The 24,298-nt window shown below is 38.6% G+C and carries 23 protein-coding genes and 1 riboswitch; of the genes, 12 read left to right on the top strand and 11 right to left on the bottom strand.

Annotation, left to right across the window (positions count from 1 at the left end; genetic code table 11):
* Positions 1 to 31 precede the first annotated feature (31 nt).
* Entirely contained in the window at positions 32 to 634 is a 603-nt protein-coding gene (locus tag AC4E8C_RS18935) for a cell wall hydrolase (protein WP_490208180.1), read from the bottom strand.
* A 352-nt stretch (positions 635 to 986) separates the two neighbouring features.
* On the opposite strand from AC4E8C_RS18935, the gene AC4E8C_RS18940 reads away from it, so the two are divergent.
* Entirely contained in the window at positions 987 to 1,433 is a 447-nt protein-coding gene (locus tag AC4E8C_RS18940; RefSeq protein ID WP_490208181.1) for a Dps family protein, read from the top strand.
* A gap of 182 nt (positions 1,434 to 1,615) precedes the next feature.
* Complete coding sequence (locus AC4E8C_RS18945; protein WP_490208182.1) at positions 1,616 to 2,491, top strand: hypothetical protein; 876 nt, start codon at positions 1,616 to 1,618, stop codon at positions 2,489 to 2,491.
* Positions 2,492 to 2,587: 96 nt separating this feature from the next.
* On the opposite strand, the gene AC4E8C_RS18950 is transcribed toward AC4E8C_RS18945, so the two are convergent.
* Positions 2,588 to 4,261 (bottom strand): ABC1 kinase family protein, encoded by a 1,674-nt coding sequence (locus AC4E8C_RS18950; protein WP_490208183.1) that lies wholly within the window; start codon positions 4,259 to 4,261, stop codon positions 2,588 to 2,590.
* 78 nt (positions 4,262 to 4,339) lie between these two features.
* Positions 4,340 to 4,618 (bottom strand): AbrB/MazE/SpoVT family DNA-binding domain-containing protein, encoded by a 279-nt coding sequence (locus AC4E8C_RS18955; RefSeq protein WP_490208184.1) that lies wholly within the window; start codon positions 4,616 to 4,618, stop codon positions 4,340 to 4,342.
* A gap of 218 nt (positions 4,619 to 4,836) precedes the next feature.
* Here AC4E8C_RS18955 and AC4E8C_RS18960 point away from each other — a divergent pair, with 218 nt between their 5' ends.
* Complete coding sequence (locus AC4E8C_RS18960; protein ID WP_490208185.1) at positions 4,837 to 4,941, top strand: YjcZ family sporulation protein; 105 nt, start codon at positions 4,837 to 4,839, stop codon at positions 4,939 to 4,941.
* Positions 4,942 to 5,028: 87 nt separating this feature from the next.
* Here AC4E8C_RS18960 and AC4E8C_RS18965 read toward each other — a convergent pair whose 3' ends face one another.
* Both AC4E8C_RS18965 and AC4E8C_RS18970 read right to left on the bottom strand, forming a co-directional pair.
* Positions 5,029 to 5,442: a disulfide oxidoreductase gene (locus AC4E8C_RS18965; RefSeq protein ID WP_490208186.1), complete on the bottom strand. Its 414-nt coding sequence runs from the start codon at positions 5,440 to 5,442 to the stop codon at positions 5,029 to 5,031.
* 1 nt (position 5,443) lies between these two features.
* Entirely contained in the window at positions 5,444 to 6,148 is a 705-nt protein-coding gene (locus tag AC4E8C_RS18970; protein ID WP_490208187.1) for a DsbA family protein, read from the bottom strand.
* 194 nt (positions 6,149 to 6,342) lie between these two features.
* Between AC4E8C_RS18970 and AC4E8C_RS18975 the strand changes: the two genes are divergently transcribed.
* The 9 genes from AC4E8C_RS18975 (at position 6,343) to AC4E8C_RS19015 (ending at position 19,650) form a co-directional block, all read left to right on the top strand.
* A complete protein-coding gene (locus tag AC4E8C_RS18975) occupies positions 6,343 to 7,401 on the top strand; it encodes a lactonase family protein (protein ID WP_490208188.1) in 1,059 nt (352 codons plus the stop codon).
* A 104-nt stretch (positions 7,402 to 7,505) separates the two neighbouring features.
* Positions 7,506 to 7,616, top strand: a riboswitch (SAM riboswitch).
* 140 nt (positions 7,617 to 7,756) lie between these two features.
* On the top strand, positions 7,757 to 8,869 hold the full coding sequence (locus AC4E8C_RS18980; protein ID WP_490208189.1) for a methionine biosynthesis PLP-dependent protein: 1,113 nt from the start codon (positions 7,757 to 7,759) through the stop codon (positions 8,867 to 8,869).
* Positions 8,869 to 10,056 carry a cystathionine beta-lyase gene (gene metC / locus AC4E8C_RS18985; protein ID WP_490208190.1) on the top strand — a complete coding sequence of 396 codons (1,188 nt, stop codon included), beginning with the start codon at positions 8,869 to 8,871 and terminating at the stop codon, positions 10,054 to 10,056. Before AC4E8C_RS18980 ends, metC begins: the two co-directional genes overlap by 1 nt.
* A 2-nt stretch (positions 10,057 to 10,058) precedes the next feature.
* Positions 10,059 to 11,921, top strand: a complete 1,863-nt coding sequence (locus AC4E8C_RS18990; protein WP_490208191.1) for a bifunctional homocysteine S-methyltransferase/methylenetetrahydrofolate reductase — start codon at positions 10,059 to 10,061, stop codon at positions 11,919 to 11,921.
* Positions 11,899 to 15,348 carry a methionine synthase gene (metH, locus tag AC4E8C_RS18995; protein WP_490208192.1) on the top strand — a complete coding sequence of 1,150 codons (3,450 nt, stop codon included), beginning with the start codon at positions 11,899 to 11,901 and terminating at the stop codon, positions 15,346 to 15,348. The genes AC4E8C_RS18990 and metH overlap by 23 nt, the downstream gene beginning before the upstream one ends.
* A 177-nt stretch (positions 15,349 to 15,525) precedes the next feature.
* Complete coding sequence (locus AC4E8C_RS19000; RefSeq protein WP_490208193.1) at positions 15,526 to 15,939, top strand: MarR family winged helix-turn-helix transcriptional regulator; 414 nt, start codon at positions 15,526 to 15,528, stop codon at positions 15,937 to 15,939.
* 15 nt (positions 15,940 to 15,954) lie between these two features.
* On the top strand, positions 15,955 to 17,169 hold the full coding sequence (locus AC4E8C_RS19005) for an MFS transporter (RefSeq protein ID WP_490208194.1): 1,215 nt from the start codon (positions 15,955 to 15,957) through the stop codon (positions 17,167 to 17,169).
* Positions 17,170 to 17,367: 198 nt separating this feature from the next.
* Positions 17,368 to 17,931 carry an FAD-dependent oxidoreductase gene (locus tag AC4E8C_RS19010; RefSeq protein ID WP_490208195.1) on the top strand — a complete coding sequence of 188 codons (564 nt, stop codon included), beginning with the start codon at positions 17,368 to 17,370 and terminating at the stop codon, positions 17,929 to 17,931.
* 207 nt (positions 17,932 to 18,138) lie between these two features.
* Positions 18,139 to 19,650, top strand: coding sequence for an MDR family MFS transporter (locus tag AC4E8C_RS19015; protein ID WP_490208196.1), 1,512 nt, complete (start codon positions 18,139 to 18,141; stop codon positions 19,648 to 19,650).
* A 51-nt stretch (positions 19,651 to 19,701) separates the two neighbouring features.
* On the opposite strand, the gene AC4E8C_RS19020 is transcribed toward AC4E8C_RS19015, so the two are convergent.
* The 6 genes from AC4E8C_RS19020 to AC4E8C_RS19045 all read right to left on the bottom strand — a co-directional run bounded on the left by AC4E8C_RS19020 (position 19,702) and on the right by AC4E8C_RS19045 (position 24,263).
* On the bottom strand, positions 19,702 to 20,097 hold the full coding sequence (locus tag AC4E8C_RS19020; RefSeq protein WP_490208197.1) for a cytosolic protein: 396 nt from the start codon (positions 20,095 to 20,097) through the stop codon (positions 19,702 to 19,704).
* A gap of 84 nt (positions 20,098 to 20,181) precedes the next feature.
* Entirely contained in the window at positions 20,182 to 20,355 is a 174-nt protein-coding gene (locus AC4E8C_RS19025) for a hypothetical protein (protein ID WP_490208198.1), read from the bottom strand.
* Positions 20,356 to 20,386: 31 nt separating this feature from the next.
* On the bottom strand, positions 20,387 to 21,562 hold the full coding sequence (locus AC4E8C_RS19030; RefSeq protein WP_490208199.1) for a trans-sulfuration enzyme family protein: 1,176 nt from the start codon (positions 21,560 to 21,562) through the stop codon (positions 20,387 to 20,389).
* Positions 21,563 to 21,676: 114 nt separating this feature from the next.
* Positions 21,677 to 21,829 carry a hypothetical protein gene (locus AC4E8C_RS19035; RefSeq protein WP_490208200.1) on the bottom strand — a complete coding sequence of 51 codons (153 nt, stop codon included), beginning with the start codon at positions 21,827 to 21,829 and terminating at the stop codon, positions 21,677 to 21,679.
* Positions 21,830 to 21,842: 13 nt separating this feature from the next.
* On the bottom strand, positions 21,843 to 23,063 hold the full coding sequence (locus AC4E8C_RS19040) for a tetratricopeptide repeat protein (protein WP_490208201.1): 1,221 nt from the start codon (positions 23,061 to 23,063) through the stop codon (positions 21,843 to 21,845).
* A gap of 261 nt (positions 23,064 to 23,324) precedes the next feature.
* A complete protein-coding gene (locus AC4E8C_RS19045) occupies positions 23,325 to 24,263 on the bottom strand; it encodes a magnesium transporter CorA family protein (protein ID WP_490208202.1) in 939 nt (312 codons plus the stop codon).
* Positions 24,264 to 24,298: the final 35 nt, after the last annotated feature.

Raw genomic sequence — 24,298 nt, forward strand, 5'->3', positions numbered from 1 at the left:
AGATTAAGGCTATACTATTCTTTGGTAGTAATTACTTTGCAAAACGGTGATTACCGATCGTCACAGTTACATGACGTGATGTAATCCACTGGCTTACCGCTGTTTTTGGATTGTAAAAGAATAATGACCCATTTCCTTGACCTTTAAAAGCTATAGCTTCATTTACAGCTTGCCTAGATGCGGCATCAGCTGGTTGATTGATTTGTCCATTTTGGACAGGAGTAAATGCATAATGTCCGTTTGAAATTTGATAAATAACTTCTCTTATCGAATTAGGAAAATCAGGACTTGCTACTCGATTCAAAATGACAGTCGCTACAGCAACCTTACCGGCATATGGTTCGCCGACTGCCTCTGCACGAACAAGACGTGCCATTAATTCCTTATCAGCAGCAGAAATAGTAGAATTAGGGATTACTAGATTCTGACCTGCATATAACATATCGCTTGATGCATTGTTTGCTTTCATTAAATTATAAACTGGAACACCAAATTTCGTCGCAATTTTCCAATAAGTCTCACCAGATTGTACCTTATGGGTAGTAGTTGCCGCTTCAGTTGTACCATTTAACGTAAATGCTGACATTGATAAAATTAAACCTGTTGCCATCACTAGTTTTTTAAGTTTATTCATTTTTTATTACCTCCTGTAGTTGGTTTCTCTACTATTAAGGCTATCAGTTGTAACATTCCAATTCATTACCCAATATTTAGCAATAACTATATTACTAAGATCCTGCCTATTATAAAAGCATTTCTCTACCAAATGGAAAAACCAACCATATATTCAACCTTCCCTAAAAAATGGAATCGATGGATAGTTAAGGTTTCAATATTACAGGTTGTTGCAGGGGTGTAATAAAATAATCACTACTTTTAAAGCAAAAGCTTCACTAAATTGACAACAAATTACAACATTTGATACAGAATTTTCTTTAAGTCATAGGTGATAATATTATTGAATACATAAAATAGGAGGCTTTTACATGGAAAATCAATTAGTCAGCGTACTTAACAAGCAAATTGCAAATTGGTCTGTTTTGTATACAAAATTACATAACTATCATTGGTACGTAAAAGGCGGACAATTTTTCACATTGCATGCAAAATTTGAGGAATTTTATAATGAAGCAGGAACGAATGTCGATGAACTTGCCGAACGATTGCTGGCCATTGGCGGAAGACCAGTTGCCACTATGAAGGAATCTTTAGAGCTTTCATCCATTAAAGAAGCAGCCGGCAGTGAATCTGCAGAAGAAATGGTTCAAACTGTCATTAATGACTTTTCCATTATTATTGGTGAATTAAAAGAAGGAATGAGCTTGGCTGAAGAAGTAAATGATGAAACAACTGGGGATATGCTTTTAGCCATACATTCCGGTTTAGAAAAACATGTCTGGATGTTAAGTGCATTCCTTGGAAAATCAATATAGGAAGATGTAGATCTGGTATTAAAACTGCGTTATACTAATATGTTAACAAGGGGCACCGCCTGCACTCTCATCAGGCTGGTGTCCTTTTTATATTTGAATCCTATTGTCAGAATCTGTCGGAAACTGTACAATTTTAAGAAACATACAATCCTTAACACAAGGATTAATTTGGGGGGGATTATATGAAAAGATTTACTCTTATTGTCCTAACTGCACTGATCCTTTCAGCGTGTACGCCTAAAGCCTATACCGAAAGCTTTGATGCTGGAAAAACAGCTCTCCTTAAGGGGAACTATGAACAGGCGATTAATACATTTGAAAATGCTTTAGAAGAGAAAGAAACCGACGAGGCACAAAATTATCTTCATATTGCTCAATCTCTACAGGAAAGCGAAACACTTTATAAAGAGGGAAATTTTGAATCCGCTATCTACTCCATAAAGAAATTATTAAAGGGGAAGGCTGTTGAAGGAGTAGATAAAAAAATTATTAAACAAGCTAATTCACTACTTTCAGAAATTCAAAAGGCGAAAACAGTTTCTGATACGATGAAGGAAAAAATGGTCAAAGGGAAAACGCTGTTAGCTGAAAATCAATATGATGAAGCTGCCGCCGTATTCAAAGAAATAGCAGCAACACCTGATTTACCAGAAATAGATGCGATTGAAACCATTGCCAAAGATGCATCTACATTCCTTGCCGAAACAACGGAAAAGAAAAAAGCAGCTGAACAAGCTAAACAGCAGCAGTTTGAAGAAGAGCAAGCGAAACAGAAACTAGAAGAAGAGGAAAAAGTAAAAGAAAAACAAAAGCAAGAGACAGCAAATTACGCTCTAACACACGAGCAAGCTGAGGAGCTTGTAAAAAAACACCTAAATATTGAATCCGGACAAAACATAAAAGTGGTATATGATCATGATGCTGATAATGGTGATTACGTGATTCATGTGTATGAATTTGTAGTGGATAATCCTGCTACTGGCGAAGGTCATACTGCCACATGGGGCTGGTATGGCGTGAATAAACAAACCAAGTCCGTATATGATGCCATGAATTAAGAAAAGCCCTAGCGCCTTATGCACTAGAGCTTATGCAAAGAGGCAGACCCCTGAAGAGTGGGATCTGCCTCTTTTTAACTATAAATAACCTATTCCTTACTTTTTCATAAAAGTCGGTTTTGGATGGGGTCTTCTTCTTCTTTTAGCAGATCTTTTCCCTGCTTGTGAAAGCGTCAGTAAACCGCCGCCCACCATCAACAATATTCCAATCCAATTATGTTGGAGGAGAATTTGTGAGCCGGAAATTAGTAAACCGGCTCCAAATACAGCCAAGACTATTTTGCTTGTTTGAAAAGCTTGCTGTTCAAGGATATTCTTTTCGAAAGCTTTCGAGGGTTGAATGCGAATTTCCCCAGATTCTAGCTGATCAACCAACGTTATTAACTTTCGGGAGGTTGGAATGACTTTTAATATCGTATTTTTAACTTGATCTATTACCGTATCTTTAGCAGAATTGATGGAATCACTCCCTATAATATCTTCCACATAGGGTTTTGTATTGACTACTATATCGAATTCCTTATCTAAGCCATTGCATATGCTAAATACCGTCATGATAGCCTTCCCTAGAAATGTTGTTCGCGATGGTATTTGAAAGGGCTGCTCGTAAAGAAATTCTCGTAATTCCTCCAGAAAACCTTGGTTATTTAACTTATCTACGTTAAACCCTTTTTCAGAAAAACCGGACAGGATGATACTCACATTCTTTATTAAGGCTTGTTTGTCAGCTTGTTTTCTTAAAAAACCAAGATCATCAAAGGCATCGACAATCCCCCCGGCATCTTTCAGGTAGATGGACATGGCAAGCTTGACCATATTTTCCTTCATGTTATTAGAAATCGTTCCAACCATGCCAAAATCAATATAAGCGATTGTACCATCATGTTTCACTAATAAGTTACCCGGATGAGGGTCGGCATGAAAGACACCATCCTCCATCAGCTGCTTTAAATAAGATAAATACAGGATAGATGCCACTTTCTTCTGATTGATGGAAGCTCCTGTTAATTGATCAATCTCGTTAATTTTTACACCCTCGATGAATTCCATGACAAGTACCTTACTTGTCGTAAATTCCCTATAGACCTTTGGGGTAGTGACCCCTGGGAAGTCGCTGAACGATGCTTGAAAGGCTTCGATATTGTTGGCTTCTATCATATAGTCAAGTTCGTCTGTAATGACTTCCTCAAACTCTTGATATACATCCTTTAAATCAACAAACTTTCCTGCCTTTGTGAAGCGGCCAGCTAGAGCAATCAGTACTTTTAATGTTGCTAAATCCAATGAAACAGTTGTTTCAATTCCTGGACGCATTACTTTAACGGCCACACTTTCACCGGTTTTCAGAGTCGCTTGATGAACTTGGCCCAATGATGCTGCCGCAATTGGATTTTGATCAAAGGCGTCAAACAGATCAGAAACCTTCCCTGACATTTCTACCTCTATTCTGCTAATGGCTTGTTCTGAAGGAACGGGCGCCACAGAATCCTGTAGTTCCGATAAGATATCCGTATATTCTTTTGGCAGGATATCCACCCTTGAACTGACAAACTGGCCAAGCTTGATAATTAAGCCACCCAATTCAACGGCCAGTTTGGCAAACTTATTGGCTTGAGATGTGTAGGCTGCCTTATACTTTTCTGCGGCCTTTTCTTTATGTATAAATTTCTTTACTTTACCCAGCCACCAAAATTGGATAAAAAAAACGATGAACATAAAAAATGTTTTTCGAAATCTCTTGTTTAACAGTAAGCGTGTCATCTCACGCATTCTTGTCCTCCCCTTTCATAACCACTCCACTGGACAAGCCTGCGTGGTATGTATCTTATTCCTCTATAGAGATTTAATTCACTCTTGATCCTCTTCCGTTTCTACTTCCGCCTCTGTTTTTTCAAAAATCTCTTTAGCGATTTTATCGAATCTCTTTGACTTATTAAAAAAGAAATTAGCAAACTTATTCATAATCTCTGATTTAACAAGAATCACCGTACCTTTCCTGGCATCCCCAAACACGACAAATTTTTCTCCTGCTTTAATGCCTAATTCCTCTCTTGCTTCAGACGGTATCACCACCTGGCCTCTTTCACCGATACTTGTCGTGCCAAAAATTTTTCCATGATTCATCATTGATCACTCACCTCTCCCTTGTAGGATACATCATACTTTTCATACTAACTATACCTTTCACCAAATGTACATATGGCGATTTTTTGACACTAAAAGGTCATCTTTACCTGGAAATGCTCCGCTTTTTTTACTATTTTTTTCTATACTAAACACTTGTCCCTTTCAGATCCATCAGCTTTTGCATAAATTGTAATGAATTTAAAGAGGAGGTGAATAGTATGTCAGACGGCAGACACAATAACAATAACGGTTTTGCTTTAATCGTTGTGTTGTTTATTCTTTTAATTATTGTTGGAGCTTCTTTTATGGGCAGCATGTACTAATCGTTACCCTATCAGCTTCAACATAGCAAAAGAAAGAGCGGTAAACCCAATTGGTTCACCGCTCTTTCTTATACACTTTTATAACGTTTATTCTTCTTCTTTGTCGTTCCGCGCAATTATAACCAAGCTCACTGTAATAATCGTAAATGCAACAAATGCCAACAACGGAATCGTGATAAAACCCAGCCAATTTATGTAATCTTTAGAACATGGCACACCGGTCGTACACATTTCAAATTGCTGTAAATAGGGGATTTTTTGTAGTACCGTATGATACCCGGAGATGAGCATCCCAATGATCGACAATGGCAATACATACCTGTAAATTCCCTTATCATTACGATAAACGGCAATCCCTAAAATGATGGCTAGAGGATACATAAAGATTCTTTGGTACCAGCAAAGGGTGCAGGGAATAAAATGCATCACTTCACTAAAATATAAACTGCCAAGTGTGGCAATAATCGCGGCCACCCAGGAGAGTAATAATGGTTTATTCATTCTACTTCGCCGCTTTCTCTACCATATCTTTTAAGTCATCAATGGTTTGTCCTTCAAATAACTTACCATTTACGAAAATAGTTGGGGTACCCGTAACACCAAGTTTTCCGGCATACTCCATATCCTGATCAAATGCCTTTTTGGACCTTTCAGCTCGGAAATTTTCGACAACCTTCTTCACATCTGCCTCACTAGCCACTTCTTTTAATGTCTTAGTTAAGAAGTCCTCAGTAAAAATATCCATTTTTTCCTTTTCTCGTTCAGCTGGCTGCAAGGCGAAAAGACGATCATGGAACTTCCAGAAAGTTTCGTTCCCCAGCTCTTGAAAAACAGATTCTGCAAATTTAGCAGATCGGGTTGAATCCACATTTATAAAAGCATCATTCATAAAGTAAAACTTGGCCTTCCCAGTATCAACCAGCTCTTTTTGAATGGTCGGCACGACCTGTTCGGAAAAGTTTTTACAGTTTGGACATTTATAATCACCGAATTCTATGATTGAAACAGGTGCAGACTCCTCACCTAAGAATGGTTGATTATTATAGTTTATTTTAACCCCCGTTGATTCTTTCTTTTCCTGTTCTTTAGATAGATTTCCGAATAAAATAAGCGCCAAAACGCAAACCGCAACCAAACCAATCACCCAAAAAACGAACTTTGATGAAGATTGTGGTTGGCTTTTTGTATTTTTTTTATTCTTTGCCATAATCAAACCCCTTTAATTTGAAGTATTACATTAAATATTACTTAACTTACTTAAGATTGCAAACAAAACCTTTTATCATCCATTTTTATTAGTAAAAATCGACATATCTTACATATTTCAAGCAAACTCTTGAGTAAATATGAAATAGTTTTGATACAATAACAGGTAGAAATTTTAATGAGGAGCGTAGATATATGACAACAAATAATGAATTCAAAGGTTTTATCGGAACATATACAAAAGGCGACAGTAAGGGCATCTATTCCTTCACCCTTGATACACAGGAGAAAAGGATTAAGGACGTAAGCGTCGCAGCAGAGCTTGGGAATCCAACATATGTATCAATCAGTTCAGATAACCGTTACCTTTATTCAGTTATTAAAGAAGGGAATGCTGGAGGTATTGCTGCTTTCTCTATTGAGGAATCGGGCAGCCTGACCGCCATTAACAGCCAATTAATAGAGGGGGCACCACCTTGTTATGTTAGTGTGGACAGCAACAATCGGTTTGTGTTTGGGGCCAACTACCATAAAGGTCTTGTGCAATCCCATCTTATTAACCAAGAGGACGGCTCAGTCTTACCTTATGCCTCCATCAGGGAGCATGAAGGATCCGGCCCAGACCCAAGGCAGGAAAAGCCTCACACTCATTATTCTGATCTGACACCTGATGAAAAGTATCTTGCCGTGTGTGAATTAGGAATTGATGCTCTAATTACCTATTCAGTGGAAGAGGATGGTACTCTTACTAAGGTAAATCTTTTACCATTGAAAGCGGGAAGCGGCCCAAGACATCTTGTCTTCCATCCAAATGGCAAAATCGCTTATATCATGACAGAGTTCAGCTCTGAAGTAATTGTTTTATCTTACCATCCGGAAAATGGCCATTTTACAGAAATTCAATATATCTCTACATTGCCTGACGATTTTAAAGAAAATAATCAAGGCAGTGCGATTCATATTTCTTCTGATGGAAGATTTGTTTATGCTGGCAATCGCGGTCACAACAGCATCGCTCTCTTCAGCGTAAATCAAGACTCAGGTGAGTTAACCTTTATTGATCATACTTCCACAGAAGGTGATTGGCCACGTGATTTTTCACTTGACCCAACTGAAAAATTTGTAGTTGCTTCCAATCAAGAATCGAGCAATCTTGTTTTATATGCGCGGGATGAAAACACAGGGAAACTCACTTTAATTCAATCAGATATTGTTGTTCCCTACCCTGTTTGTGTTAAATTCTTACATGTCTAAGAATCGAAGAAAGTTCTCCTTTTATAAAAATTGAATCAGTCGTAAAAACAGATTGACACAATAGCTAATTTGTAGTAAATTTTATAAATAATCTAAATATTGATTTCTTATCAAGAGAGGTTGAGGGAATGGCCCTGAGACGCCTCAGCAACCTTCAATGTTTCTTTTCATTGAAAAGGTGCTAAGTCCTGCAAATTTCGTTTGCAAGATAAGAAGAATGATACTTTGTCGTGTTAACAAAAAGTCTTCTTCTTATAGAAGACTTTTTTTCTTTATATGAAAGCTTTAGTACCCTACAGCACTAAAGTTAGACAACAATACAGTCCCATACTTAATTGAACAAGGAGTGTCCGTCATGTACAAAATTGATACGAAATTAGCACAAATAGGAAACCGTAGTGAAACAGCTACAGGCGCGGTTAATCCGCCTGTTTATTTTTCAACAGCCTACAGGCATGCAGGAATTGGGCAATCAACAGGTTTTGATTATAGTCGAACAGGGAACCCCACTCGACAGCTCCTTGAAAAAACGATTGCTGATTTAGAGGGTGCAGATCAAGGTTTTGCTTGTAGCTCAGGGATGGCAGCCATCCAGCTTATTCTTGCATTATTTGAATCTGGAGACGAATGGATTGTAAGTGATGATTTATACGGTGGTACATACCGTCTCTTAGAAAAAGGCTATAAAAAATGGGGCTTGAAAACTCAATATGTCAATACCTGTTGTCCAGAAGAAATTGAAAAGAAAATAACGCCAGATACTAAGGCTATTTTCTTAGAGACACCAACCAATCCGTTGATGCAGGAATCAGATATTGCAGCGGTTTCTGAGATTGCTAAAAAACATAGCCTATTGTTAATAGTAGATAACACATTTTATACACCACTACTACAAAAGCCAATTGCACTTGGGGCGGATATTGTCATTCATAGCGGAACGAAATATTTAGGAGGTCATAATGATGTCCTCGCTGGACTTGTGGCTGCAACAGGAAAGGAACTTTGTGAAGCATTGGCCTTCCATCATAACGGTGCCGGTGCAGTTCTAAGTCCTTTTGATTCTTGGTTATTAATGCGCGGGATGAAAACTTTGTCGCTTCGAATGGAAAGACATGAAAAAAATGCAAAGGATATTGTCGAATTCCTTACTCAACATGACGCCGTTGCAGATGTGCTTTACCCAGGAAAAGGCGGAATGGTTTCCTTTAGGGTTCAAGACGAAACATGGGTAAATCCATTCTTACAAGGTTTACAGCTGATTTGTTTTGCAGAAAGTTTAGGCGGAACAGAAAGCTTTATTACCTATCCGGCTACTCAGACACATGCAGATATTCCTGAAGAAATTCGTACTCAAGCAGGCGTTGATAACCGTTTATTGCGATTCTCCGTGGGAATTGAAGATGCACAAGATATTATTGAAGATTTACAACAGGCTTTTGCCAGAATTAAAGAAGGAGTGATTGCATAATGGCATACGAAAAATATAGTTTTGAAACCAGGCTTCTTCATAATAAGCACAAGATTGATCCTATTACTGGGGCTGTTAGTGTACCAATTCAGCATGCATCTACATTTCATCAAGCTGATTTCGATCAGTTCGGAAAGTATGATTATGGCCGTAGTTTAAATCCAACCCGGGAAGCACTTGAAGATGTGATTGCAGAGCTTGAGGGTGGAATTAAAGGGTTTGCCTTTGCATCAGGGATGGCAGCCATTTCCACAGCCTTCCTGCTTCTATCCTCTGGTGACCATATTGTGATTACCGAGGATGTGTATGGCGGTACATTCCGAATGGTCACTCAAGTTCTTTCGAGACTTGGGATTGAACATACCTTTGTCGATATGACCAATTTAGAGGAAGTAAAAGCAGCGATTCAGCCAAATACTAAAGCATTTTATGTGGAAACACCGTCAAATCCTTTAATGAAAGTAACAGATATTAGAGCGATTAGCGAAATTGCGATAGAGATCGGTGCATTAACATTTGTTGATAATACATTCCTTACTCCCTACCACCAAAAGCCGTTGGCACTGGGGGCAGATGTTGTCCTTCATAGCGCAACAAAATTTTTGGCTGGCCATAGTGATGTCGTAGCCGGACTTGCCGTTGTTAAAGATGAAGAGTTGGCTAAACGATTAGGATTCCTACAAAATAGCTTTGGAGCTATCTTGGGTGTTCAAGATGCCTGGCTTGTATTAAGGGGAATCAAGACGCTGAGTGTTCGCCTGGAGCAATCACAAAAATCAGCGATAAAAATAGCAGAATTTTTAGATGCACATCCCCTTGTAGAAAAGGTTCATTACCCAGGGCTGGAAAGCCACCCGCAATATCAAATTCAGAAAGAACAAGCAGATGGTCCGGGAGCTGTTTTATCCTTTGAATTAGCTACCGAAGATGCCCTTCGCACCTTTATAGCTAATGTAGAAATCCCTGTTTTTGCGGTAAGTTTAGGTGCAGTAGAATCCATCCTTTCTTATCCAGCAAAAATGTCCCATGCCGCCATGTCACCCGCAGAACGTGAAGAGCGCGGAATTACGGATGGCCTTGTCCGCTTATCAGTGGGACTGGAAAATCCAGAAGATTTAATCAAGGATTTTTCACAAGCGCTTGAGCAGGTTCGTGAAAAACATTTAGTTTTACATCAGGGAGAATAAGCATGAGCTTTTTAGAAAAATTAAAAAATCAAATTTTAATTGCTGATGGTGCCATTGGTACCCTTCTCTATTCTTTCGGTGTTGATTCATGCTCTGAGGAATTAAATCTCTCGCAGCCGGAGCAAATTCAAAATATCCATCGAGCCTATATTGATGCTGGCGCAGATGTTATTCAAACCAATTCCTATGCAGCCAACTATTTAAAGCTGCAACGGTATGGATTGGAAGATTCAGTAAAGGAAATCAATAGTGCGGCTGTCCGCCTTGCTAAACAAGCCGCCCAACATAACGCTTTTGTGCTCGGCACAATGGGCGGTAACCGTGGCATTAAAACGAATTCTATTACAATAGAAGAAATAAAACGCAGCTTCCGTGAGCAGTTGTATTGTCTCCTCTTAGAAGGCGTTGATGGATTATTACTGGAAACCTTTTACGATATGGAGGAACTTGAAACTGTTCTTACCATTGCCAGAAAGGAAACGAAGCTGCCCATTATTGCCCAGCTATCCCTTTCCGAGCCTGGTGTTTTGCAGAATCAAACTCCCGTTAATGATGCCTTAAAGAGACTGGAAGGATTAGGGGCAGATGTGGTTGGTCTTAATTGCCGGCTTGGCCCACATCACATGTTACTAGCATTGGAACAAATTGAATTACCATCACACGCATTTCTATCAGCCTATCCAAATGCTAGTCTTCCAACCTATACGGATGGTAAATTTCATTATGAAGGCGACGCTGATTATTTTAAAAAATCAGCTCAACGCTTTCGTCAGGAAGGTGTTCGGTTACTCGGCGGCTGCTGTGGTACCACACCAGCACATATCCAAGCTTTTGCTTCTGAACTAAAGAATAGTTCACCCGTTTCTGAAAAGGTTATCAAACTAGCACCAAAAAGGATATCCGTCGAGTCTCAACCACCTAAAAGGGAGTTTACTCCTTTGCAAGATATCGTAAAAGAAAGACCGTCCGTCATTGTAGAATTGGACCCACCTAGAAAGCTAGACACATCCAAATTTTTCGAAGGCGCAAAATCCTTAAAAGACGCAGGTATTGATTCGATTACCTTAGCAGATAACTCCCTTGCCACTGTAAGAATTTCTAATGAATCGCTGGGATATTTGCTTAAATCAGAACTCAACATGCGGCCGCTTATCCATATTGCCTGCCGAGACCGAAATATTATTGGCCTGCAATCTCACTTGATGGGTCTGCACACACTGGGCTTGAACGATGTACTGGCTATTACTGGTGATCCAGCAAGAGTGGGCGATTTTCCAGGCGCATCTTCTGTCTACGATGTATCCTCTTTCGAACTGATTCAAATGATAAAGCAGTTAAATGAGGGGTTATCTTTTTCCGGGAAAGACTTAGGACAAAAAACAGCCTTCAGTATTGCCGCAGCCTTTAATCCGAATGTCCGCTCGGTCGAGAAGGCGGTTAAACGATTAGAGAAAAAGATTCAATACGGTGCCGATTATTTTATTTCGCAGCCTGTATTTTCAGAAGAAAAATTAATGGAAGTCTATGAAAATACGAAACATCTGAATACCCCAATCTATATTGGCCTAATGCCATTAACTAGCAGTAAAAACGCTGAATTCCTTCATAATGAAGTACCGGGTATTAAAATTGCTGACTCGATTCGAAATCAAATGGCAAACTTACAGGACAACAAACTTGAAGCGGCCCGGCTGGGGATTGATATAACAAAATCTTTAATTGATGCAGCATTAGATTTATTCAATGGAATTTATTTAATCACACCATTTTTACGCTATGAATTAACCACTGAACTGGCTCTATATGCCAGACAGCGGGCTAGTAAAATGAGGGGGAACAGCTATGCCGAGAACACCATTTACTGATCAACTAAAAAAGCGGATTCTTGTCATGGACGGTGCGATGGGAACGATGATACAGGATGCAGATCTTACAGCGGAGGATTTTGGCGGTGAGTTATATGAAGGCTGTAACGAACACCTAAATTTAACTGCACCTGCTGTGATTGCCAACATCCATCGTAAATATTTAGAAGCCGGCGCTGATATTATCGAAACAAATACCTTTGGTGCTACAAGTATTGTCCTTGATGAATATGAATTAGGATATAAAGCCTATGAAATTAATAAAATCGCTGCCATGATTGCAGTGAAGGAAGCGATGAAATTCTCTACTGAAGAATGGCCACGGTATGTAGCTGGTTCGATGGGTCCAACAACGAAAACATTAAGTGTCACTGGAGGAACTACCTTCGATGAGCTCTCTGCCTCATATGAAGAACAAGCAATCGGACTAATTGACGGTGGTGCCGACTTGCTCCTGCTTGAAACAAGCCAAGATATGCTCAATGTTAAAGCAGGCTTTGTTGGGATTCAAAATGCTTTTGAAAAAACCGGTAAAACATTGCCGCTCTTTATTTCAGGCACAATTGAACCAATGGGGACAACTCTTGCAGGACAGCCGATTGAATCGTTCTACATTTCAATCGAACATATGAATCCGGTTGCTGTCGGTCTAAATTGTGCGACAGGTCCAGAATTTATGCAGGATCATGTCCGTTCATTAGCAAACCTTGCTGGCACTGCGGTGAGCTGTTATCCAAATGCCGGTTTGCCGGATGAGGAAGGTCATTACCATGAAACACCTGAAACATTAGCCAAAAAGCTTTCTGACTTTGCTGCACATGGCTGGCTTAATATTGTTGGCGGCTGCTGTGGGACAACACCCGCACATATTAAAGCCATTTCTGAGGCGATGAAACAATTTGCACCAAGGGAGATTAAATCATCAAGTGCCCATATGGTTTCCGGTATTGAGCCATTCGTTTATGATGATCCTACCTTAAGACCCATTATGGTCGGAGAACGAACAAATGTCATTGGTTCACGGAAATTCAAACGATTAATTACTGAAGGAAAATTTGAAGAGGCTTCAGAAGTAGCACGCGCTCAAGTTAAAGGCGGTGCCCATGTCATTGATATTTGCCTGGCTGATCCTGATCGTGATGAACTCATTGATATGGAGAATTTTATTAAAGAGGTTGTTAAGAAAGTCAAGGTTCCTTTAGTGATTGACTCAACCGATGAGAAAGTAATTGAAAGGGCACTCAAATATTCTCAAGGTAAGGCGATTATCAATTCGATTAATCTGGAGGACGGCGAAGAACGTTTTCAAGCAATTGTTCCGTTAATTCACCGCTACGGTGCCGCTGTTGTGGTCGGGACAATTGACGAGGAAGGTATGGGCGTTACAGCCGAGCGAAAACTGGAAATAGCCAAACGTTCCTATCATTTATTAGTAAAAAAATACGGGATTAACCCTCAGGACCTTATCTTTGACCCGCTCGTTTTTCCTGTTGGAACTGGGGATGAGCAATACATTGGGTCCGCGAAAGCAACCGTTGAAGGAATCAAGTTAATTAAGGAACAGCTTCCAGAAGTTCAAACGATTCTTGGGATAAGCAATGTCTCGTTTGGGCTGCCGCCTGTTGGTAGAGAAATATTAAATTCGGTCTTCCTCTATCATTGTACACAGGCTGGCCTAGACTATGCGATTGTGAATACGGAAAAACTAGAGCGGTTTGCCTCTATTTCCAAAGAGGAAATTCAATTGGCAGAGGCTTTGTTATTCAATACTACTGATGAAACCCTTGCGACATTTACAGAATTTTATCGTGGAAAAAAGAAAGAAGCAAAATCAGCCATTCCTAATATGACACTTGCAGAAAGGCTTGCTTATTATGTGATTGAAGGGACAAAAGAAGGGTTGCTTCCTGATTTAGAAAAAGCACTTTCTGCCTACCCTGCCCCCCTTGATATCATCAATGGACCCTTAATGGAGGGTATGAAAGAAGTCGGCCGGCTCTTTAATGAAAATCAGTTAATTGTGGCCGAAGTCCTGCAAAGTGCAGAAGTCATGAAAGCCGCTGTATCCTTTTTAGAACCGCACATGGAAAAAGGTGACGTTTCTGCTTCAAAAGGAAAAGTAATCCTGGCCACAGTCAAAGGTGATGTGCATGATATCGGAAAAAATCTTGTCGATATTATCCTTAGTAATAATGGCTATCAAGTAATTGATTTAGGAATCAAAGTGAATCCGACAGACCTTATTCAAGCCATTCAAAGAGAAAAACCAGACATGGTCGGATTATCTGGTTTATTGGTAAAAAGCGCCCAACAAATGGTGCTAACCGCCCAGGATATGAAGGAGGCTGGCATCGCCATTCCAATTTTAGTGGGTGGTGCGGCACTTTCTCGAAAGTTTACTGATACAAAAATAGCAAAAGAATATGACGGTCTTGTTCTTTACGCAAAAGATGCAATGAACGGTCTTGCTATTGCTAATTTATTGAACTCAGAAGAAGAAGTGGAGAAATTATTAACTGAAAAACAGGAAAAGTTAGCAGCTGCTGCGACCCCAAGAGAGTTTGAGCGCCGCTCGACTAGTTCTGTTGCTGTTAAGCACAAGCCTGCGGTATCGACACAAGTTCCTGTCTTTACGCCAATGGATACGAAAAGGCATATTTTAAAGACCTACTCCCTTTCTCATATTGAACCGTATATCAATATGCAAATGTTATTAGGTCACCATCTTGGTGTAAAAGGAAAAATTGCAAAGTTATTGGCTGAAAAAGATGAAAAAGCGGTAAAAGTAAAAGAGGTCGTTGACCAATTACTTGCAGATGCCAGCACAAACAATTGGATTACCCCTGCAGCTGTTTATCAATTTTTCCCAGCTCAATCTGATGGAAGCAAAGTCCTTATTTTTAATCCTGAGAATCCTGAACAACTAATTGAAACCTTCGATTTTCCACGTCAGGAATCAGCACCAAATCTTTGTTTAGCTGATTTTCTTAAATCCGTTGACAGCGGTGTGAAGGATTATGTTGGATTCTTCACGGTTACAGCTGGAAGAGGGATTCGAGAAAAAGCTGATCAATTAAAAGCAGAAGGACGCTTTTTAGAAAGCCATGCCCTTCAATCGCTTGCACTGGAAACAGCAGAAGGCTTTGCCGAATTGATTCACCGCCAAATGCGCGATCGTTGGGGCTTCCCCGATCAGCTTGATTTTAGCATGCAAGACCGTTTTGCGGCCCATTACCAAGGACAGCGTTTTTCTTTTGGTTATCCCGCATGCCCAGAACTTGAGGACCAGAAAAAGCTATTTAAGTTAATTCAACCTGAAGAAATTGGCATTCAGTTAACCGACGGCTGCATGATGGAACCAGAAGCATCGGTTTCAGCGATTGTTTTTGCCCATCCAGAGGCAAGGTATTTTAATGTATTGAGATGAGTTATTCCGCGGAACTACAGATTCCGCGGAGTTTTTTTGTTTAATGAATGTTTGAGGACTTTTTCGTTTCTTCCCGCTAAACCTTGATACTTCCTTTAAATTGTGAACTCTCCTTGACATTTTCCACTAAAACCACTATAGTTACCTAGGTAACTAATTAACCAAATGGAGCATACAATGAATAGCCACGAATTATTTCATACTCTTCATCAGCTATCACGACATCTTACCAACAAACTTAATGAAGCATTAAAACCTACAGGATTATATAGTGCCCAGTGGGCTGTCATCTTCGTCCTAAAAAACAAAGGATCCCTAACACAAAAAGAACTTTGTGATTATCTATTTGTAGAAGCTCCGCCATTAACGCGGACGATTCAACGTCTAGTTAAACAGGGATATGTCATTCAGCTTCCAGGTAAAGACAAAAGGGAAAAACACGTGCAATTAACAGAAGCTGCATTAAAGGAATATTCACAGTGGGAAAAAATCGTTAATACTGTCAATCAGGACTTACTGAAACAATTTCCTGTAAGTTCACAAGAGCAGCTCCTTATACTTCAACATACTTGGTTACAGCAAATTTTATAACAAAGGGTGCATTACATGAATAAAACCAAACTTTGGACAAAGGATTTTATTAGTATTTCCTTAAGTAATTTCTTTCTATTTTTAACATTTTACATTTTACTCGTTACATTGCCATCCTATGCACTGGATGAATTACATACAAGTTCTTCCGTTGCTGGTCTGATGACAACTGTATTCTTGCTTTCCGCCATCGTTTCCCGTCCGCTTGCCGGCCAGTGGCTAGAACGAGCTGGGAATAAAAAGGTACTGCTAACTGCTCTAATTCTGTTTGCAGGCGCCTCCCTTTTATATTTCTTCCCACGAACAATTAGTGGTTTTCTTGTCATCCGCTTACTACATGGGATTGGTTTTGGTATGGCTACTACAGCGGTTGGTACCATTGTAGCTGATTTAATACCATCCTCTCGCAGAGGGGAAGGAATGGGCTATTTTGTTTTATCCACTAATATGGCAATGGTAATAGGTCCTTTTATCGGTTTATTGGCCATCCAGCAGTGGGGCTCTCAAATTTTGTTTATCCTTGGTGTCATTGTAGCGATTGGTTCATTGCTAACAGGCCTCAGTGTAAAACAACCTAAATTTGAACAACCGTCGCAACTTGATGTTGTTTCATCTTTTTCATTTAGCAGCCTTTTCGAGGCTAGTGCGGTTCCTATTTCGATCGTTGGAAGCTTTTTAGCGATTGTATATTCTGCGCTCCTTTCATTTGTTTCTATTTATGCAAATGAAATTCACTTAGCAAACGTCGCCAGTCTATTCTTCGTCGTCTATGCCATTGTATTATTGGCTTCAAGACCATTTACAGGGAAATGGCTGGATCAATACGGACCAAATGTGATTAGCTTTCCATGTATTATTCTTTTTGCTATTGGGATGTTCATTTTAAGCCAAAGTAACAGTGCTATTACATTCCTAATTTCAGCAGGAATGATTGGATTAGGCTGGGGAACTCTTTTTCCTACCTTCCAAACCATTGCTATTCAAGATGCCGAGCCACGAAGAAGAGGTGTTGCTACTGCTACCTTTTTATCCATCTATGATACAGGCATTGCTCTTGGCTCTTTTATCGTTGGAATCATTGCTGTAAAAATGGATTATAGTACATTATATTTCTTTTGTTCCTTCTATATTTTAATTGGGGCAGTTCTATATTACTTCCTTCATACAAAGAAGCGCCAATCCGTTATAAAAGCCAAAAGTCAACAACAAGCAAGCATGCAAGAAATTTAAAACTAATAATAGTTTTAAACCAAAGAATCATCATTTCCTTCATAGGATTGATGGTTCTTTTTCTTATATTTATAATGAATCTGTTTTGATTTGTGCTCAAGAGGTAAATCATAAGAATGTAAGCAATTCCTTTTACAAATGTTGTTAAAAGAGCTAAGATTTTTCTGTAGAATATTTTATTAAATTGGAGGTATGAATATGTTTGATGTTTTAATAGTTGGCGCAGGGCCTGCCGGAGCAAGTGCTGCTTTATTTACAGCGAAAGCTGGAAAGAAAACATTGGTGATCGATAATGATAAAACCGTAACAAAACGTGCTTGGGTTGAAAATCATTATGGTGTTTCAGAAATCTCCGGACCTGACCTTGTTGAAATTGGTAAGAAGCAAGCAAGTAAGTTTGGTGCTGAGTTGGTCCAAGCAACTGTTACCAATATTACTAAAGCAGACGGTGGATTTAAGGTAGAAGCAAATGATCAAACATACGAAGCAAAACATGTAATTATTGCAACTGGTTTCCTTGCAGACCTTGCTGAAAAGGTTGGCCTAACTACAAAACCTGGCACGGAGCCAAGAGTGAAAACGATCCTCGACGTGGATGCAGCAGGTAAGACGAATATTGACGGAATTTGGGGTGCAGGTACAATAGCGGGTGTGAGTGTACATACGATAGTAACCGCTGGTGATGGTGCAAAAGTAGCCATCAATGTGATTAGTGAAATTAACGGTGAACGCTATGTTGACCATGATGTTTTAAAAGCCTAGGCAAAGCCCATTAAAATGAAAAAGAGACTCCAATCGGAGTCTCTTTTTCATTTTAACTATTTGTTGACAACTATTCGGCCTACCTTTTAGAATTGCATTATCTTATTTATTGAGATAAATTTTTCCATCACTACTAAAAACTTGGAATGGAGGTAAAGGGGTTTCTGTAACCATATTAACATTTCAGCAATTTTAAGGAGATAGTTTATGACCGAAACGGATAATAATCTTAAGCTTGTAGTTACTGGACTGCTATTAGCCATTCTAATGTCAGCAATGGATAATACCATTGTCGCCACCGCTATGGGGACGATTGTCGCAGATCTTGGCGGCTTTGACAAATTTATTTGGGTAACTTCTGCTTACATGGTAGCAGTTATGGCAGGGATGCCAATCTTTGGGAAACTCTCTGATATGTATGGCAGGAAGCGTTTTTTCATGTTTGGCTTAATTGTATTCCTTATTGGTTCAGCCCTTTGCGGGATTGCCCAAACCATCGTGCAGTTAAGTATTTTTCGGGCCATTCAAGGTATTGGCGGCGGTGCCCTTATGCCGATTGCCTTTACCATTGTGTTTGATATTTTCCCACCAGAAAGTCGTGGAAAAATGACTGGCCTGCTCGGCGCTGTTTTTGGCGCCTCTAGCGTACTCGGTCCTTTACTAGGTGCGTACATCACTGATTATATTAGCTGGCACTGGGTTTTTTATGTAAACGTACCGATTGGCATTATTTCCATTATATTAATCACTCGTTATTATCATGAATCCCTACAGCATTCTAAGCAAAAGATTGATTATCTAGGTGCGATTACGCTCGTCATTTCTGTGGTTAGCTTGATGTTCGCTCTCGAACTAGGCGGGAAAGAATTCGCTTGGAATTCTGTTCAAATCATCAGCCTATTTACCAGTTTCTTTGTTTTCTTTATTGCCTTTTTCATTGCAGAAATAAAGGCTGCCGAGCCCATTTTGCCACTTTGGCTGTTTAAAAGACGTTTGTTTGCTGCCTCACAAATTTTGTCCTTTCTATACGGTGGCACTTTTATTATTTTAACCGTTTTTATCCCGATTTTTGTTCAAGCTGTTTATGGTGGTTCTGCCAAAAATGCAGGCTTAATCTTAATGCCCATGATGTTAGGTTCGGTAGCTGGAAGTTCGATTGGAGGTATTTTCTTAACGAAAACCTCATACCGAAATTTAATGTTTATTTCAGTAGTATCTTACGCAGTGGGAATGTACTTCCTTGGTAACATGACAGTTGATACGGCCCGGTCATTTCTAACCATTTATATGATTTTAGTTGGATTTGGGGTTGGTTTTTCATTTTCTTTATTGCCAACCGCCTCGATGCATAATTTGGAGCCACAATTCCGAGGAACAGCAAACTCCACCAATTCCTTTCTACGGTCATTTGGAATGACTCTCGGGGTAACTATTTACGGTACACTGCAAACTAATCTGTTTGCCGATAAGCTTAAAGAGGCTTTTAGCGGGATGCAGGGGGCAGGAAATTTTAAAATGGGCGATCCACGCCAAATTTTCCAACCGGAAGAACGCTTGAAAATACCTGATTTTATATTAAGTAAAATTGTTCATTCGATGTCAGATTCGATTACCCATACTTTTTTGCTGACGTTAGTTCCGATAACATTAATTGCAATCACAATTTTCTTTATGGGTAAAGCACGTGTTGAAGTAAGTAAAAAACCGGCAAAAGGCTAAAAAGAGAGGCACTGGACAAAATTTTATCCAGTGCCTTTTCATATAACCTATTTACACTTCTAGATCCTTGCCCTCTTCAACAATATGAAAGAGAAGGTGCGCCAAATGATGGATTGATCCATATTCTTCTTCTTCCCCCTCTGACTCTTCATCAAAATCCATATCATTAAGGAAAAGCGCCATAAACTCATAAAAGTCCTTTAACTGGAATGAATAGCAGCCTATAGGGTCTTCATTGTCCTCTTCATATTGCAATACCATATACGATAGGTTTCCGTCTTCGTCTGCCGCATCAAAAAAAACAAAAAGACCAATATTCGTATCGAGTTCAAATAAATGCCGTGTTCCGCCTTCAGTGGCTTTCCCAAACTCCTCTTGGTTTAATTTTTGTATTTGCATGCTGTCAACATTATCTTCTTGATGAAAACCAACAACAAATGATTTCATTTTGTCCTCCTTGACCTCTTTCCAAATTAAAAACACATAAGTCTAGATTACCCATTCCTTTTAAAAACTATTTGCAAATTAGCCTTACTCTTCTTCTTCATTTCTTTCATGATAATACTCGGTTAATAGAGGATTTTCAGTTGTTGCAAACTGAGCTGTTTGCAAACTCATTTCAGGATCGACTCCATATAAGTCTTTAAAAACTTTTTTCTCCCATTCATCCTCAACATGGTTTTGATTTTTTTCATTACTATTCATCCTGCTCACCTTCCGTCATTGTTATTTTCTGTCATTCCAGTAAGGAATGTTCTAAATCATTTAACAGGACATTTATATCCTCTAGACCAACTGCCAGTCGAATGGTCCCTGGGCTAATGTACTCGTTCAGCAGTTTCTCCTCATTATTTCCAAGGTTAGGAGATAAAACAAGACTTTCAAACGAACCCCAAGATACCCCTATTTTAAATGTCCTCAATTTGTTAATCACTTTTTTTACAGATTTAAAATTGGCTTCCTTTAACTCCATGCTCATTAGGCCGCTATAGCCTGATAGCTGTTTTTTTCCCAGTTGATAATCAGGATGGGACTCTAATCCCGGGTAATGAACCACTGCTACCTTTGGATGCTTTTGCAAATAGTTTGCTACGGCTAAGGCATTTTCTTGATGTGCTCGCATACGTAATGGTAAAGTCCTAATACCCCGCAGCAATAGGGATGCTTCAGAAGGAGGCATGGCAGCGCCCATTAGTAAGTAATTTTTGTTAAAAATAGTCTCCATGATCTTTCTGCTCGTAATTAGAACTCCACCAAGTACATCACTATGGCCGCCCAAATACTTTGAGGCTGAATGGACAACAATATCAATCCCCCAGGTGATTGGTTTTTGAAATAACGGTGTTGACCATGTATTATCAATCATGGTCCGGATCCCCTTTGATTTAGCTAGTTTCGCTATTCCCTCAAGATCTACTATTCGAAATACTAAATCTGTGGGGCTCTCCAAAACGATTAATGTTGTATTTGCTTGTAGAGCGTCCTGAATATCTTCTGGTTTGGTTGAGTATACCACTGAATGACTCACATGAAACTTACTCAAATATTTCAATAGCTCCATAGTTGAATAATATAAATTTCCTACACACAGGATATGGTCCCCACTTTGTACACTATTGATCATAGCGGCACTAATTGCTGCCATGCCAGTGGCAAAGGTTTTACATGCCTCACCTCGTTCTAGCGCCGCTATTTTCTCCTCAACAATTTCAACAGTAGGGTTTGTTCCTCTCCCATAGACATAATGGTGGTCTTCGGCCTTTACGGCCTCAACCAACTCCTCGAAGGATTGGTAAGTAAATAAGGTATTTTGAAAAATAGGCGGTACCACCGCCCCTTTAAATCGATCTCGATCATCCTCAAAATGCATGCAAATTTGTTTATCCTTCTCAAATTCATCCAATAGTACCATCAAACAATCTCCTCTAGAGTGCTTTATAAAAGTATTTACTATTGTCTGCCTTCTTTTGAAATAGCATGCCAATAAACAAAAAAAAATCCCTGATTATCAGGGATTTTTTTACTATTATCCTACTGGTGGATGAATTGGGTAATTGCTTTGTTCATAACTACTGGAATTAGCTGCATCAGCATATGTCTTTTGCTTTCCATTCACTTGTGTTGTTGCAATGAGAGTCACTAATGTGATTGATGATAATAAGATAAATAACTTTTTCATAAAAATTAACCCCCTAAGTAATTTTATTTAAATATTTAAAAGCAATAATAACATTTCCCTTTTGGTTGTAATAGTCAGCAAGCATTTTATAAAAACGGTTAAGGTCATCTGCATGCTCATTTGCATCCTCAAGGTACGGAACTACTTTCAATTCTAAAAATTTGAAGGCTTTGCCCGGAGAAACCATATGGAGCAGATAAAATTCAGTCAAAAGTTTAAACTTTTTGATACCTAGTTCCTTTGATAATGAATTAACTTCTTGAAAACTCTCTCTCGCTTTTTCAGTTGATTGTAAACGATAATAGAGATCTCCCATATCGAATAAAGTAATGAGATAATCTTGATTATGGCTGGGCTGTAAAGATAAACTCTTTTCATAATAGAATAGGGCTTCTTGGACATTTCCTATTTTATTTTGTAAGTAACCCATATTATGGTATATTTGCGGAAGAAGTTTGTCTTCTTTCAATAATTCTGCATTGCGGATTGAATGTTGAAAACAACTCTGTGCTTCTTCATATATATTAGAATGGGTGTAATTTATTCCTAATAGCATAAGCGTATGGAGAATTCGTATGAAATTATGCTGATTCATAAATATTTGCAGTGCCATGTTTCCAAAATGGATAGCATGACCTGATTGTTCAAGAAAGCTTTTTACTAGCGATCGATGATAAAGAAATTCACCACTAGTCTGTTCTTGATCATTTTCTGTATATAGGGTATCTAATATATCATCTGCATTTTTATACTGACCTTTTAAAATTAAGAATATCGCATTGTAGTATCGAAATAAATAGTCTTCATGTTGGGAAAAATTTTTCTTTTGCTTAGATAATAAGTCTCTTTGAGACTCTGCTTCTACAAATAATCTTTTAAATAAAAGATATCTATATTTATACAGCTCGCAAATATAAATATGTTTAGAGAAAGGTATTAAATGTTCAATATTTATTAATTTTTGGTACGTATCATCAATTTCATCCTTTAAATAAAAATTGATTTTACCATTAAGTTCTCTTAAAATTATCTTAATTTCTTCTTCCTTTTCTTCCATTTCCTCCAAGCTAATACTTAGCCGTTCTAATAACAGCGAAACCGTCTCTTCATTGGCTTCCTTTGAATTGTTTTCAATCTTACTTAAATGCGGGACAGAGCAAATTCCTTTCGCTAGTTCCGTTTGTGTGATCCCTCTTTGGGTCCGATAGAATTTAATTAGCGCTCCGAATTCCATAATGTCACCAGCTTGCCTCTCTTTTTTTACCATTTTACTATAAATAACTTGTTTCTAACAGTATTTATCTGATAATTCCAAAGAGGTAGAATAGTTTACATTAAAAAACCTCAGACTAAAAGAGAGGAAAAAGGCCAAGAAAAGTTGGGAAAATTTTTAGAAATCTATAAAAAAATGGCGAAAGTTATTTATAAAATTTAATGAGAAGAGTCTTTAACTATGAAAGACATTAAAAAACCAGCCTATAAAAAGACTGGTAATCTAGAAATATTTCTTTTTCCAAAAAACAAACGCTGTTAAACTCGTTAAAAATGCTGAGATGATTAATGGAATTGCATAGGAATGCGTAGCATGCTGGAATGGAATATCAACGTTCATTCCATAAAAACTCGCCACCATTGTGGGAAATGACAGAATAATCGTAATCGATGTTAAAAATTTCATAACAATGTTCAAGTTATTAGAAATAATGGAAGCAAAAGCGTTCATCATTCCTGACAAGATGGAGCGGTAGGTTTCCGCCATTTCAATTGCCTGAGTAATTTCAATGATTACGTCTTCGAGTAAATCTTTGTCTTCATCATACATTTTTAAATAGTTAAAGCGTAAAATCTTATCGAGGACAACTTTATTTGATTTTAATGAAGTCGTAAAGTAAACTAAACTTTTTTCCAATGCTAAAAAGGCATAGAGCTCTTTATTTTTTAAGGATTGATGAACTTCACGTTCAATTTCATTCGTTTTCTTATTAATTTGCTTTAAGTAGCGAAGATAATAAGAAGAAATCATGAACAAGATTTGTAGAGCGAAACGCGTTTTTTTAAACGTGTAGAATTCCTTCAAGCGATTTTTTCGGAATTCTTCAATGATCGGGGAATCCTTTAAAGAAACAGTAATCACATTGTCTTCCGTTAAGATAATACCAATTGGTATGGTTTCATAAAGGGTGAGGCCTGTTTCATCATGGACAATATATGGAAAGTCAACGATGATGTAAATTCGGCCATCATCTCGTTCAATCCTCGGACGTTCTTCATCATCCAATGCATCTTTTATAATATCAACATCCACTTGGGCATCATTTGAAACCTTGTTAATTTCTTCTGCAGTGGGTGCGTACATATTAACCCAGCAGCCTTTTGTAACTACCTCGACCTTTTCTAAAACCCTTGTCTCGGTGCTTTTAAAAATCTCTAACATACAATAACCTCCTCACTTACTTTGTTCGAGGAAGC

Source organism: Neobacillus sp. SRL179 (assembly GCF_984799095.1).